The sequence below is a fragment of the Nonomuraea sp. NPDC023979 genome (assembly GCF_040639085.1).
Taxonomy (GTDB): Bacteria; Actinomycetota; Actinomycetes; order Streptosporangiales; family Streptosporangiaceae; genus Nonomuraea; species Nonomuraea ceibae.
Genome location: NZ_JBEZZG010000022.1, coordinates 102,684 through 116,119 on the forward strand (window position 1 = coordinate 102,684; position 13,436 = coordinate 116,119).

Here is a 13,436-nt window from a genome sequence, read left to right on the forward strand (position 1 = left end):
CCCCCCATGAGGATGAAGACGTGCAATGAGACGCTGGATCGTCCTGGCGGTCGCCGCACTGGTCGCGCTGGCACCGGACGCCGCCGCCGCGCAGCCCGCGCCGCCGGACCCCGTACAGGCCCTGAAGAGGCAGTTCCGCGCCGAACACGGCGTCACCTTCACCGAGGTGTCCCGCATGACGGGCGACGCATCGGTGACCCGGGTCCGCGCCAAGGGCGGGATCCAGTTCGGTGCGAGCGGGCCCGTCGCCTCGTACATGACGTTCTCCGCCGTTCAGAAGAAGGGCGAGGAGCCGGGGACCGAGGTAGAGCTGATCATGACGCCTGGTCAGCTCCATCTCTCCTCGCCGGATCTGCCCCCGGGCAAGAAGTGGGTCGTGTTCGAACCCGACAAGGGCACCAAGGTCACCCCGGTGCCCGGCCTGGTCCTCAGCAGCCAGACGATCAACCCGCTCGATCCGGCGATCCTGAAGGCGATCCTCAAGGGCGCCAAGGTCAAGAGCGTGCCGGGCGGTCACCTCTATCAGGGGGCCGTGACGTACGGCGACCTCGTCAAGGCGGCCCCGGAGCACTACGCCGCCCAGTCCGGCGGGGACGTCGCCGGCGGGCTCGCCGAGCGGAAGATCTCCTGGCGGCTCTGGACCGACAAGCGGGGCCTGGTCACCCGCCTGATGAGCAACCGGCTCGGCGGCGGCGCCGACACCCGCTACTCCGGGTGGGGGCAGCGGATGACCATACCCCTGCCGCCGGCCGACGAGGTCATGTCCTGGCGCGAGCTCTTGGACCAGCCCTATGACGAGCCCGGCTTCGATCTCGGCCCGTTCCGCACTTCCCGATAAGGATGAACCCCCCGATGAGACGATGGATCGTTCTGGTGGCCGCCGCGAGTTTCACGCTGGCCCCCACTGCCGCCTCCGCGCAGAGTGCCGCCGCGCCCGACCCGGTGCAGGCGATGAAGAAGCAGTTCCGCGCCGAACGGGGCGTCGACTTCACCGAGGTCGCGCGCCTGCGTGACGCCGATCCGCCGACCCGGCGGCAGGGCGGCATCCAGTTCGGCACCCGCGGGCCCGTGGCCGCGTACCTGACCGTGCGCGACGTGAACGCCACCGACCCCGAGGACGAGACGGAGGCCGTGGCCGGCGGCGACGCCCTCTACACGACCTCCGACGTCCCGCTGCCCAAGGACAAGAACTGGGTCGCCTACCGCTACCCGAAGGGCCAGGTCGCGCCCGAGTTCTGGACCACGCAGCAGACGATCGACGTGTTCGACCCGGCGAGCCTCCAGGTCACGCTGAAGGGCGCGAAGGGCAAGGCCGTCTCGGGCGGCTACCACTTCCAGGGTGACGTGACCTACGCCGAGCTGAACAAGGTGGCACGCGACCACTACGCCGTGGACGTGGACGGGGTCAAGTCGAAGGCCAAGGCCAAGTCGAAGATCAAGTGGCAGCTCTGGACCAACTCCTCCGGGGTGATCCAGCGCTTCGTGACGACCAACTACTCGCCCAAGGGCGCGTGGCTGAAGAGGGTCGACACTCGCTTCTCCGAGTGGGGCCGCTGGCAGATGATCCCGATGCCGGGCGTCGAGGAGGTCATCGCGTCGAACGAGGTCGGCAAGGTGCCGAGCTTCCCGACCGGCCTGAGCCTCAAGGGCCGGGCCGCCCACTAGCCCGGAGCCCGGCCGCCAGGCCATGCCCCTCGGGCAGGGCCTTGCGCAGCCAGGATTCGACGCCCGCTATGTGGACCGTGGCCCAGGACCGGGCCACGTCGGCCTGGCGGGCGGCGATGGCCTCGTAGATGGCCGCGTGCTGCTCGCGCGTCCGGTCCAGGGCGCCTTCCTGGGTGAGGCCGCGCCAGATCCGGGCCCTGGTGGTGGGCCCGGACAGGCTCTCGACGAACGAGCACAGCACGCTGTTGCCCGACCCGCGCGCGATGCGGTGGTGGAACTCCAGGTCGTTGGCGACGAGCTCCTCAATGGTCGGATCTGCGGGCAGCGCCTCCAGGACGGCGCGCAGCTCGCCGACCTCCTCGTCGGTCATCAGCTCGGCGGCCAGCGCGGTGGCGGCGGGTTCGAGGATGCGGCGCACCTCGAAGAACTGGATGACGGTGTCGTCGCGGTGCAGGTCGAGCACGAACGACAGGGTGTCGAGCAGCAGCCGGGGCTCCAGGCTGGTCACGTAGGTGCCGTCGCCCTGCCGCACGTCCAGGACGTTGATCAGGGCCAGCGCCCGGACGGCCTCGCGCAGCGAGTTGCGTGACAGGCCGAGGCGCTCGGCCAGGTCGGCCTCCTTGGGCAGCCGGTCGCCGGGGGCCAGCTCGCCGGAGAGGATCATCTGCTTGATCCGGTCGATGGCCGCGTCGGTGACCGCCACGATCTTCCCCCTGGACATCGGATGTCTAGGAGTCTAGGGCTTGGAACCGTACGGCGCCGTCGCCGGGAACGCGGCGGATCGCGCCGCGGGCCTCCAGCGTGCGCAGGTGGGCGGCGGCCTCGCCGGCGGCCAGGCCGCGCAGCATCGGCGGCAGGTCGGACCAGGGCCGGTTCCAGGTCATCATGGCGGCGGTCTCCCAGATGGTCGGCGGCTCGGACCGGTCGCGGAGCTGGGCGTGGAGTCGTTCGAGCTTCTCCTCGTGATGATCGCGGATCTGGGCCGCCCGTGCCGCCACATCCGGAAAAGTCCACTCGTGGGCGGGCAGGGCGTCGAGCGGGCCGAGCTCGCCCACCCGGTGCAGCGAGTCCAGGAAGTCGCCCAGCGGGTCGACGTCGTCCCGGTCGAAGGGGTAGATCCCGATGTGCGGGGTGATGCCGGGCAGGACGTGATCGCCGGTGAACAGCCGGTCTGCGTCCTCCAGGTGCAGGCAGACGTGGCCAGGGGTGTGGCCCGGCGTGTGCACGGCCCGCAGCTTCCGGCCGGGCAGGTCGATCAGGTCGCCGTCGCGCAGCTCCCGGTCCGGCCGTGCGGGCGGCTCGCCCCTGCCGCCGGACGCCGCCGCGACCGCCTCCGGGTCCGCGCCGGCCCGCCGCAGCATCTCGGCCTGGAAGTCCCGGTGCTCGTCGCGGGCCAGCCCGTGCATCATCGCGACCAGCGCCGCGTCGGCCTCGTGCATCGCGATCCAGGCGCCCGACTCCTGCCTGACCTGCCCGGCGAGCCCGGCGTGGTCGGGGTGGAAGTGGGTGACGACCACGCCGCTGACGTCGGCCACGGCCATGCCGGCGGCGGCCAGCCCGTCACGCAGCGCCGCCCAGGCGTCGGGGTGGTTCCAGCCCGCGTCGACGAGCAGGGGGCCGTTGGGCGACTCGACGGCGTACACGAGCGTGTAGCCGAGCGGGTTGCCGGGGATCGGCACGGGCACGCTCCATACCCCGCCGCCGAGGTCCTGGGTGCGCTGTTCGGTGAACGGCCTGCGCCGCGTTCGTGTCATTGGAATGGCCCCCGTCGTGCGTGCGTGGTCTTCGTCGAGTGTGGGTGCGGGGGCGGGTGGATGGGAATGATTTTTCGGGATCCGTCCCGTCACGTGATCCGCTCAAGGATCGTGGCCGTGGCCAGCGCGCCGCCCGCGCACATCGTGACCAGGGCCGTCGCCGAGTCCGAGCGCTCCAGCTCGTGCAGCGCCGTGGTGATCAGCCGCGCGCCGGTCGCGCCGACCGGGTGGCCGAGCGCGATCGCGCCGCCGTTGACGTTGACGCGGTCGAAGTCCGGCTGGTGCACGCTCGCCCACGACAGCACCACCGACGCGAACGCCTCGTTCACCTCGAACCTGTCGATGTCGCCCACCGCCATGCCGGCCGCCGCGAGCGCCTTCGCCGTCGCGTCCACGGGCCCGTCCAGATGGAAGTACGGTTCCGCGCCGACGAGCGCCTGGGCCAGGATCCGCGCCCTCGGGCGCAGCCCGTGCCTGGCCGCGGCCTCCTCGCTCATCACCAGCACGGCGGCGGCCCCGTCGGAGATCTGCGAGGAGGTCCCGGCGGTGTGCAGCGTGCCCTCGCCCTGGACCGGCTTGAGCGCGGCCAGGCCCTCGACGGTGGTCTCGCGCAGCCCCTGGTCGCGGCTGACCTCGCCGACGGGCACGATCTCCCGGGCGAACCGGCCGCCCGCCCAGGCCCGCGCCGCGAGCCGCTGCGACCGCGCGCCGAACCAGTCGAGCCGCTCGCGCGTGAGCCCGCGCCGCCGGGCGATCCGCTCGGCCGCGGTGAACTGGTCGGGCAGGTCGATGCTCCAGTCGTCGGGCCGGGGCTGGGCCGGTAACACGTTGCTGCCGAGCGGCGCCCGGCTCATCACCTCAACCCCGCAGCCCACGCCCACGTCGATCACCCCGGCGCGCACCATCGCCGCCGCCAGGTGCACGGCCTGCTGCGAGGAGCCGCACTGCGCGTCGACGGTCGTGACGCCCGCCTGGTAGGGCAGCCCGGCGTAGAGCCAGGCGTGCCGCCCGACGTGACCGCCCTGCTCACCGGCCTGCGTCACGCAGCCGGCGAACACCTGCTCGACCGCGGCGGGATCGAGGCCGGAGCGGGCAAGCAGGCCGTTCAGCGCCGTGGCCAGCACCTGCTGCGGTTTGTGGCCGGCCAGCCAGCCGCCGCGCTTGCCGATCGGCGTGCGTACGGCCTCGACGATCACGGGTGTGCCCACAGCCACCTCCAGAACGATGCTCTGGTGGCGACTGTAACCGGTTCTAGTTGGCCGCGAAAGTCCCGGCGGGCAGGCTCTCCGGCAGCTCGAACAGCTCGAACAGCGCCAGGTCGAAGAACATCGCCACATGGCTGATCAGCGGGCCGTCGAAGTCGATCACCAGCAGCGAGAAGCGCCGGTAGCCGTCGGCCTCCCGGAAGTACAGGGCGAACGCCGGCTGGCCGTTGGCCCGCACCGGCACCAGCCGCAGATCGCCCGGCGCCTGGGCCGGGCACTGGGTCTCGACGAGCTCGACGATCGCGTCGGGCCCCTGATACCACCCCTCGAAGGGCGGCATCTCCCAGATCGCCTCCTTGGTGAACATGTCGACGATGGTCTTGATGTCGTAGCTCTCGAACGCGGCCACGTAGCGGTCGAGCAGCTCGCTCTGCTCGGGCGTCAGCGGCTGCGGGCGGTCGTCGAGGCTGGGCGCGACCTGTGCGAGCTGGGTGCGGGCCCGCTGCAGGATGCTGTTGACGGCGGTGGTCGTGGTCTCGAGCGCCTCGGCGACCTCGGCCGCGCGCCACTTGAGCACGTCGCGCAGGATCAGCACCGCGCGCTGGCGCGGCGGCAGGTGCTGCAGGGCCGCGACGAGCGCGAGCCGGATGCTCTCGCGCGAGGTGACGATCGCGGCCGGGTCGTCGCCGCCCGCGCCCACCATCCCGTCGGGCACCGGCTCCAGCCACGGCACCTCGCCCCGCTGCACCAGCGGCGCGCTCGGCTCGGTGGCGGGCGCGCCCAGGCCCGTCGGCATCGGGCGGCGGCCCCGGCTGTCGAGCGCGGTCAGGCACTGGGTGGTGGCGATGCGATAGAGCCACGTGCGCAGGGACGAGCGCCCCTCGAACCCGTCGTAGGCCCGCCAGGCACGCAGATAGGTCTCCTGGACGAGATCCTCCGCGTCGTGCACCGACCCCATCATGCGATAGCAGTGCGCGAGCAGCTCCCGGCGCATCGGGTCAGCCTGCCGGAGGAAGTCCTCGTTGGACGGCTTGTCGCTCATACCCCCTGTATAGACGACGCCACCGACAGATCGCCTCTTCTACGCGAAAGGGCAGGTCAGAGGTCGTTCAGCAGGCGGTCGGAGGCGATCTCGATGCGGCGCTGGATCTGGTCGTAGGTGCGCCGGCCGCGCAGCATCTCCAGCAGCTCCTGGACCCAGATGCTCGACAGGGAGCCGGCCAGGGCGAGCTGCTCCTCCGACGCCCGCGCCGGGTCGAGGCCGCCGGCCGAGACGCGCAGCAGCAGGCCGGTCATGCGGTCGCCGAACGGGGTCTCGACCTCGGCCAGGATCAGCGACCTGATGAGGGCGTCGGCCAGCTCGGGCTCGCGCATGAGGCCGCGGGTGGCGCGCATCAGCACGTCGACGGCGCGGCCGGACGGGGTGGGGGAGCTCGGCGGGCGGCGCTGGATGCTGCTTTCGAGGAGGTCGATCTCCTCGCCGACCACGGCCACGACCAGGTCCATCTTGGACGGGAAGTAGCGATAGAGGGTGCCGAGGGCGACGCCGGCCCGCTCGGCGACCGTGCGCATCTGCATCGCCTCGACGCCGCCGCGCGAGGCGAGGGCCGCGGCGGCCTGGACGATGCGCTTGCGGCGCTGGTGCTGGCTGCGTGAGCGGGCGCTGTTGCCGCCGGGCGCGGGGTGGTGCTCCGTCGGCCCCTCGGGGTCGGCGGGGGGCGTGGCGACGTCCGCCTGCGGAGTGCGCATGAGAACACGTTATCTGATTTCTCGATAACCCGGCTTGTTACTCGCCAGTCACTAACAAGCCGTATAGATGCATGTCTTTGGCGTTACACGGCTATATCTGGACTTGTCGAAATGGGCGCCCTCTGGACAGATATTAGAATCTGTTCTAGTTTGCCATTCTACCGACCGAGCGCTTGGTGGTGGTGCATGGACTTCAACCTCGACGAGACCCAGCGGGACCTGCGTACCCTCACCGCGGAGCTGCTGGCCAGGGAGGACGGGCAGGACGCGGCCCGGCTGTGGGACGCGCTGCGCGAGGCGGGCCTGACGGCGATCTGCGTGCCCGAGCACGCGGGCGGCGCCGGGCTGGGGCCGGTCGAGATGGCGGTCGTGCTGCGCGAGCTGGGCGCCAGGGCCGCGCCGGGCCCGTTACGCGAGACGCTGGTCAGCACGCTGGCCGCGAGCCGGCACGGCAGCCCCGGGCAGCAGCGCCGCCTGTCCGGCGAGACCCCCGCCTCGGTGGCGATCCGGGAGCCCGGCCGCCCGCTGACCGCGCCGCCCGTGACCATCGCCGAGCGGGCGCCCGCCGACCTGGCCGCGGGCTGGTTCCTGACGGGCCGCAAGTCCGGGGTCACCCATCCCGGCGGCGACGTGCTGGTCACCGCCGACCAGGGCCTGTTCCTGGTCCACGCGCCGCCCGCCGCCCCCGAGTTCACCTCCACCGGCGAGCCCGCCGCCACGATCACGCTGGAGCGCTGCCCCGCCGAGCGGGTCGGCGGCCCGGAGGCGGCCGGCGACCTGCGGCGGCTGTTCACCGCGGCGGTCACGGCGCAGGCGAGCGGCGTGCTGGCCGGCGCGCTGGAGCTGACCACCGCCCACATCAGGACCAGGAAGCAGTTCGGCCGCGCGCTCGCCGAGTTCCAGGCCGTCACCATGCAGATCGCCGACGTCTACATCACCGGCCGGGCACTGGACGTGGCCATGTGGTCGGGCGCCTGGCGGCTGGACGCCGGGCTGCCCGCCGAGGAGGACCTGGCCGTGGCCGCGCTGCACGCAGACGAGGCGGCGCGGGCGCTCTACACCTGCCAGCACCTGCACGGCGGCCTCGGCCTGGACGTCACCTACCCGCTGCACCGCTACTTCGCCCAGGCCAAGCACCTGGCGCACCTGCTCGGCGGCGCCGACGCCCAGCTCGACCTGATCGGAGGGCTCGCCTGATGCACATCGACCTGACCCCCGAGCAGCGCCGCCTCCGCGACGAGCTGCGCGAGTACTTCGCCGGCTGCCTCACCCCCGAGGACCGGGCGAAGCTGGCCGAGGACCCGTTCGGCGAGGCGTACCTGGAGCACTGCCGCCGCCTCGGCCGTGACGGCAAGCTGGGTCTCGGCTGGCCGAAGGAGTACGGCGGAGGCGGCCACGGCCCGCTCGAACAGCAGATCTTCGCCAACGAGATCGCCCGCGCCGGAATCCCGTACCCGATCATCACCCTTCAGACGGTCGGCCCGACGCTCATGCAGTACGGCACGGAGGAGCAGAAGGAGCGGTTCCTGCCGAGCATCCTGGCCGGCGAGTGCCATTTCGCCATCGGCTACAGCGAGCCGGAGGCGGGCACCGACCTGGCCGCGCTGCGCACGACCGCGGTGCTCGACGGCGACCACTACGTCGTCAACGGGCAGAAGATCTTCACCAGCGGCGCGCACCACGCCCAGTACGTCTGGCTCGCCGCCCGCACGAACCCGGAGGCCAGGAAGCACAAGGGCATCACCATGATGATCGTCCCGACGGACGACCCGGGCTTCTCCTGGACGCCGATCGTCACGATGGACGGCCGCCACCACACCAACTCCACCTACTACACGGACGTGCGGGTGCCCGTGGACCTGGTGGTGGGCGAGGTGGACAAGGGCTGGGACCTGATCGTCAACCAGCTCAACCACGAGCGCGTCACGCTCGGCCCCGCCGGGAACCTCGGCCAGACCTACGACCGCTTCCTGACCTGGGCCCGCCGCGCGGGGCTGGCGGACGAGCCCGACGTACGGCGCGCGCTCGGCCGGGTGCGCGCCTGGTTCCGCACCAACGAGCTGCTGAACTGGCAGGTCGCGGCCAACATGGACCTGGGCTGGCTGGGCGCCCCCGACGCGTCGGCCACCAAGGTCTACGGCTCGGAGCGCATGCAGGAGGCCGGTCGGCTGCTCGGCGACGTGCTGGCCCGCCACGGCGACCCGGCCGATCCGGAGACGGCCGAGCTGATCGAGCGGACGGACCGGGCGGTCAAGGGCGCGGTGGTGCTGACGTTCGGCGGCGGCGTCAACGAGGTGCAGCGGGAGCTGATCGCGATGCTCGGCCTGAGCCTGCCGAGGCCGCCCCGATGACCGGCGAGGAGCTGCTGGACCTGGCAGCCAAGCAGGCGGCGCTGGGCGAGCTGGCCGGGGCCCCGGCCGACGATCCGGTGAACGTGCCGATGATCCGCCACTGGCTGGCCGCGATGGGCGACCGCAACCCGGTCTACCTGGACAGGGGCCTGGCCCCGCCCGCGATGGCGCAGGTATGGACGATGACCGCGCCGGCGCCCGGCGACAGCTCGCCGGTGAGCGTCATGATGGGCGCGCTGGACGCGGCCGGTTACACGGGCGTCGTGGCGACCAACTGCGAGCAGACCTACCACCGTTACGCGCGCGTCGGCGAGCTGCTGACCCCCGCCACCCGCTTCACCGGCCTGGTCGGGCCCAAGCGGACCGCGCTCGGCGAGGGGTTCTTCGCGACCTGGGTCGTCACCTGGTACGCCGGTGAGGGAGAGCCGGTGGCCGAGATGCTGTTCCGGGTGCTGAAGTTCCGGCCGCCGGAGAAGCGGGCCGAGCCGTACCCGCTGCGGCCCTCGGTGAACCGTGACACCGCGTTCTTCTGGGACGGCGTGCGGCGCGGCGAGCTGCGGGTCCAGAGCTGCGCCGACTGCGGCGAGCTGCGTCACCCGCCGGGCCCGATGTGCCCGCGCTGCCATTCGGTGAACCGCGCCCACGTGGTGGCGCGCGGCGAGGGCGTCGTCTACAGCTACGTGGTCCACCACCATCCGCCGGTTCCGGGCCGCGAGACGCCGTTCGTGGTGGCGGTCGTGGAGCTGCCCGAAGGGGTGCGGATCGTGGGGAACGTGGTCGACTGCCCGCCGGAGTCGGTGGCGGTCGGCATGCCGGTACGGGTCGCGTACCGGACGATGGACGACGAGCTGGTCCTGCCCGTCTGGACGCCCGGGGAGCCGTGATGCTGACGCGAGATCAGGTCGAGGTGGGCGCGGCGCTGCCCGAGCTGTCGCTCGACCTCACGCCCACGGTGGTCGTCTCCACCGCGCTGGCCACGATGGACTTCACCCCTGTCCATCATGACGTCCAGGTCGCCAGGGGGCAGGGGGCGAAGGACATCTTCCTCAACATCCTGACCACGATGGGACTGGTCGAGCGGTACGTGACCGACTGGGCCGGGCCGGAGGCCGTGATCAGGCGGATCGACGTGAAGCTCGGCGTGCCCGCCTACGCGGGTGACCGGCTGAGCTTCCGGGGCGGCGTCACCGCGCTCGCGGACGGCGAGGTCACGGTGGGGGTCACGGGCAGGGTCAGCCTCGGCGACCACGCCACCGGGACCGTCACCCTGCTGCTGCCGGAGGTGCGGCCGTGACGCGCCTGGACGCGGCGATCGCGGGCATCGGCGCGACCGAGTTCAGCAAGGACTCCGGCCGTTCGGAGCTGCGGCTGGCGGCCGAGGCGGTGCTCGCGGCGCTGGACGACGCCGGGCTGTCCCCGGCCGAGGTCGACGGCCTGGTCACCTTCACGCAGGACGCCAACCAGGAGATCGCCGTCGCCCGCGAGGTGGGCATCGGCGACCTGAGCTTCTTCTCCCGCGTCGACTACGGCGGCGGCGCGGCCTGCGCGACCGTGGCGCACGCGGCCATGGCCGTCACGACGGGGGCGGCCCGCGCGGTCGTCTGCTACCGGGCCTTCAACGAGCGCTCGGGCCGCCGGTTCGGCCGGCCGGACGCGGGGCTCGCCGGGCAGCAGTCCTCGCAGGGCATGGAGATGAGCTGGCACGTGCCGTACGGGCTGGTGACGCCCGCCGCGTGGGTGGCCATGTTCGCCCGCCGCTACCTGCACGCCTACGGCGCCACGTCCGAGGACCTGGGCCGGGTGGCGGTGGCCATGCGCCGGCACGCGGCGACGAACCCGGCGGCCTGGTTCCACGGCAGGCCGATCACGCTGGCCGACCACCAGGCGTCGCGGTGGATCGCCGAGCCGCTGCGGCTGCTCGACTGCTGCCAGGAGAGCGACGGCGCGGTGGCGCTCGTCGTCACCACCGCCGGGCGCGCCCGTGACCTGCGCCGCACCCCGGCCGTCGTCACCGCCGCCGCCCAGGGCTCCGGCGCCGGGCAGATGATGATGACGAGCTACTACCGCGACGACATGACCGGCCTGCCGGAGATGTCAGTGGTCGGCAGGCAGTTGTGGGAGACGTCCGGGCTGACGCCCGCCGACATCCAGACCGCGATTCTGTACGACCACTTCACCCCGTTCGTCCTGACGCAGCTGGAGGAGCTGGGGTTCTGCGGGCGCGGCGAGGCCGCCGCGTACGTGCGCGACGGCGGCATCGAGCTCGGCGGGCGGCTGCCGGTCAACCCGCACGGGGGGCAGCTCGGCGAGGCGTACATCCACGGCATGAACGGCATCGCCGAAGCCGTGCGCCAGCTCCGCGGCACCGCCGCCAACCAGGTGGACGGCGTGCGGAACGTGCTGGTGACGGCCGGAACGGGGGTGCCGACCAGCGGGCTGATCCTGTCCGGCGTGTCGGATTGATCACCCAGGGTAGTCATGCGGGTATGGTCGGATATTTGCTGGTCCAGCCGGAGTTGAAGATCGACTGGACGAAGATGCCCACGTACAACACGATCATGGCCGTCGCGGCGGGCGTGGGGCTGGTGCTCGTGGTCTGGTTCGGCAGGAAGCTGCTGCGCGGCGACCCGATGGAGCACGTCGACGGGTGGGCGCTGGCGTTCGGCGTGCTCGGCGCGCTGCTGGCGCTCACCGGGCTGCACATGACGCTCACCTGGCCGCTCGCCGGGCAGGGGTTCCCGTTCGACAACATCATCTTCGGCGAGCCGTCGCTCGCGTTCGGCGCGATGCTGCTGGCCGCCGCCCTCTACCTGTGGAAGCGCTGGACGCCGCCCCAGGGGGCCGCGGACCGGCGCGAGCACGTGGCGCGGGTGGCGGGGCCGATCTCGCTGTTCGCCTTCGCGATGGGGCTGGCCTGCTTCGGCATCGCCGCCGCCGGGTGGACGTACACGCTGTTCGCCGCGCCGCCGCAGGAGCCGATCTCCGGGGCGTTCGCGGACATGCCGATGCTGGAGGCGACGTTCATCTCCGGGCTGTACGTGCTGGTGGGCATCGGGGCCGTGGTGTTCCCGTTCGCGCTGCGGGCCCGTGGCGGGCCCGCGGCGACGGTGACGGGCGTGTGCTGGCTGGTGGCCGGGGTGGTGTTCGCGCTGTTCGGGGCGCTGAACTACTTCACGCACATCGGGCTGATCGTCAACACCATGTGATCACGGGCTGACGATCATCGGGACGGAGAAGAACACGATCATCGCGATGACCACGCAGATCAGGAAGCCGGTGAGCTCCCAGGCCCAGTCGTGGTGCCTGCGGCGCTTCTTCCCCTTGGGCCGCCGGGCGGCCTTGCCCGATCCGGACGCCCTCCGTGGGGCCGGCGTCCGTCGTGGGGCCGGCGCGGGCCTGGCCTGCGGCTCGCTCGCCGAGTCCTGCTCCGGCTCCGTCGTGCTCGCCGGGAGAGCGTCCGGCGCGGCGGGCGGCTCCGGCGGCAGCGGCATCCGGTAGACCGGCTCCTTCGGCTGCGCCCGGGGCGTGAACAGCGGCCCGGCCTCGCGCGGGGCGCGGGCGTCGGTGACGGCGGGCAGGTCCTGGGTCACCGGCTCGTCGTCCAGCACGTCCGCCGGGACCGGCGCGGGCATGACGAACGGCCGCTCCAGCCGCGCCTGCGGCGCGCCCTTGGCGGGTACATCCCTCCCGAGCAGGTCCTTGGCGGGCGCGCCGCCGATGGGGCGGCGGGCCTCGAAGGCGGAGAACGGGGTGGACAGGCCGGACGGGGCGGGCGGGGCCGCCTCGAAGGCGCGGAAGGTCGTCGGCCGGCCGGTGCGCTCGGGCGAGGGCGCCAGCGGGTCACGCAGCCTGGGCATCGGCGCCGTGGTGGCCTCGTGGTCGGGCATCCGCGACGGCGACGGCGGCGCGAGCAGCTCGGTCGGGAAGATCCCCGTGGTGCTCGCCGGGTCGGCGGCGCCCAGCGGCAGCGGCCAGGTCGGCGGCACGGGCCAGCGCGGCTTGACGAACATCGGCGCCGGCTCGGCCGTACGGGATCCCGCGAAGTGGACGCGCAGCGCCGCCGGCGGCGTCTGCCACGGCAGGCGGCCGAGCACGTCGCGCAGCGGCGCGACGGCGAGCGCGCCGTAGACGTCGGCGACCGGCTTGGACACGCGGCCGCCGGCGCCGGCCAGCGCCAGCCCGAGCGCCTGCGTGAACCGGTGCGCCACGCTGACCGCCAGCTCCTCGGCGGTGTCGGGCGCCACGTCGAGCACCCAGGCGAGCTCCTCCCGGTTGAGCCCGCACACCTGGACCAGCACGAGCACCTCGCGCTGCGCCGGACGCAGCTCGCGCAGCGCCCGCTCGACCAGCGCCGAGGCCGGGTCGATGAGCGGGTCGACGACGGGCGGCGCGTAGACGACGTCACGCCGGAAGATCTCGCGCCGGGCGTAGGCGTACAGGGCGGCACGCGGGGGCGGCTGCGACGGCACGGCGGCGAGCACGGTCGCCACGACGTCTGCCGCGGAGCCAGGGTCGCCGAGCTGGTCCGCGCAGTACGCGAACAGCCCGGCGGCGTGACGGTCGTAGAGCTCTGCGATCAGCTCGGTGCGGGAGTGCTGACCGGTGAGCGGGTGTGTCACGTGACCGGATCCTCTTACTGGGAAAAGCGGACGCTGCGGGTGAGGGTGCGGCGTCTGTGCATGTGGAGGCAATCATGCCAACTCCACCCAGGC

Annotated in this window: 14 protein-coding genes; 8 read left to right on the forward strand and 6 right to left on the reverse strand. The window is 72.7% G+C overall.

Going from position 1 to position 13,436, the window contains the following annotated elements; all coding sequences use genetic code 11:
• Nucleotides 1–25: 25 nt before the first annotated feature.
• Both AB0G11_RS31750 and AB0G11_RS31755 read left to right on the forward strand, forming a co-directional pair.
• Nucleotides 26–838: a hypothetical protein gene (locus AB0G11_RS31750; protein WP_219500952.1), complete on the forward strand. Its 813-nt coding sequence runs from the start codon at nt 26–28 to the stop codon at nt 836–838.
• A 14-nt stretch (nt 839–852) separates the two neighbouring features.
• Nucleotides 853–1,665 carry a hypothetical protein gene (locus tag AB0G11_RS31755; RefSeq protein WP_357590289.1) on the forward strand — a complete coding sequence of 271 codons (813 nt, stop codon included), beginning with the start codon at nt 853–855 and terminating at the stop codon, nt 1,663–1,665.
• Here the strand turns inward: AB0G11_RS31755 and AB0G11_RS31760 are convergent.
• From AB0G11_RS31760 to AB0G11_RS31780, 5 genes are all read right to left on the reverse strand, one after another.
• Nucleotides 1,643–2,386, reverse strand: coding sequence for a FadR/GntR family transcriptional regulator (locus tag AB0G11_RS31760; protein WP_357590290.1), 744 nt, complete (start codon nt 2,384–2,386; stop codon nt 1,643–1,645). The two genes, AB0G11_RS31755 and AB0G11_RS31760, sit on opposite strands and share 23 nt — an antisense overlap.
• A gap of 7 nt (nt 2,387–2,393) precedes the next feature.
• Nucleotides 2,394–3,419 carry an MBL fold metallo-hydrolase gene (locus AB0G11_RS31765; protein WP_219500956.1) on the reverse strand — a complete coding sequence of 342 codons (1,026 nt, stop codon included), beginning with the start codon at nt 3,417–3,419 and terminating at the stop codon, nt 2,394–2,396.
• A gap of 89 nt (nt 3,420–3,508) precedes the next feature.
• A complete protein-coding gene (locus AB0G11_RS31770) occupies nt 3,509–4,627 on the reverse strand; it encodes a steroid 3-ketoacyl-CoA thiolase (RefSeq protein ID WP_219501200.1) in 1,119 nt (372 codons plus the stop codon).
• Between the two features lie 43 nt (nt 4,628–4,670).
• Nucleotides 4,671–5,666, reverse strand: coding sequence for a sigma-70 family RNA polymerase sigma factor (locus AB0G11_RS31775; RefSeq protein WP_357590292.1), 996 nt, complete (start codon nt 5,664–5,666; stop codon nt 4,671–4,673).
• Between the two features lie 56 nt (nt 5,667–5,722).
• Nucleotides 5,723–6,373: a TetR family transcriptional regulator gene (locus tag AB0G11_RS31780; protein ID WP_357590294.1), complete on the reverse strand. Its 651-nt coding sequence runs from the start codon at nt 6,371–6,373 to the stop codon at nt 5,723–5,725.
• 186 nt (nt 6,374–6,559) lie between these two features.
• Here AB0G11_RS31780 and AB0G11_RS31785 point away from each other — a divergent pair, with 186 nt between their 5' ends.
• From AB0G11_RS31785 to AB0G11_RS31810, 6 genes are read left to right on the forward strand one after another with little or no spacing between them, the layout of a single operon-like run.
• Nucleotides 6,560–7,570: an acyl-CoA dehydrogenase family protein gene (locus AB0G11_RS31785; protein WP_357590296.1), complete on the forward strand. Its 1,011-nt coding sequence runs from the start codon at nt 6,560–6,562 to the stop codon at nt 7,568–7,570.
• The gene (locus AB0G11_RS31790; RefSeq protein ID WP_357590298.1) at nt 7,570–8,724 is read left to right on the forward strand and encodes an acyl-CoA dehydrogenase family protein; all 1,155 of its coding nucleotides are present in this window, start codon (nt 7,570–7,572) and stop codon (nt 8,722–8,724) included. The genes AB0G11_RS31785 and AB0G11_RS31790 overlap by 1 nt, the downstream gene beginning before the upstream one ends.
• Nucleotides 8,721–9,608 (forward strand): bifunctional MaoC family dehydratase N-terminal/OB-fold nucleic acid binding domain-containing protein, encoded by an 888-nt coding sequence (locus AB0G11_RS31795; RefSeq protein ID WP_357590300.1) that lies wholly within the window; start codon nt 8,721–8,723, stop codon nt 9,606–9,608. Before AB0G11_RS31790 ends, AB0G11_RS31795 begins: the two co-directional genes overlap by 4 nt.
• Complete coding sequence (locus AB0G11_RS31800) at nt 9,608–10,018, forward strand: MaoC/PaaZ C-terminal domain-containing protein (RefSeq protein WP_219500976.1); 411 nt, start codon at nt 9,608–9,610, stop codon at nt 10,016–10,018. The genes AB0G11_RS31795 and AB0G11_RS31800 overlap by 1 nt, the downstream gene beginning before the upstream one ends.
• Nucleotides 10,019–10,023: 5 nt before the next feature.
• Nucleotides 10,024–11,187 carry a lipid-transfer protein gene (locus AB0G11_RS31805; RefSeq protein ID WP_219501204.1) on the forward strand — a complete coding sequence of 388 codons (1,164 nt, stop codon included), beginning with the start codon at nt 10,024–10,026 and terminating at the stop codon, nt 11,185–11,187.
• Between the two features lie 23 nt (nt 11,188–11,210).
• Nucleotides 11,211–11,930 (forward strand): DUF981 family protein, encoded by a 720-nt coding sequence (locus AB0G11_RS31810; RefSeq protein WP_219500979.1) that lies wholly within the window; start codon nt 11,211–11,213, stop codon nt 11,928–11,930.
• On the opposite strand, the gene AB0G11_RS31815 is transcribed toward AB0G11_RS31810, so the two are convergent.
• The gene (locus AB0G11_RS31815) at nt 11,931–13,343 is read right to left on the reverse strand and encodes a hypothetical protein (RefSeq protein WP_219500980.1); all 1,413 of its coding nucleotides are present in this window, start codon (nt 13,341–13,343) and stop codon (nt 11,931–11,933) included.
• Nucleotides 13,344–13,436 lie beyond the last annotated feature (93 nt).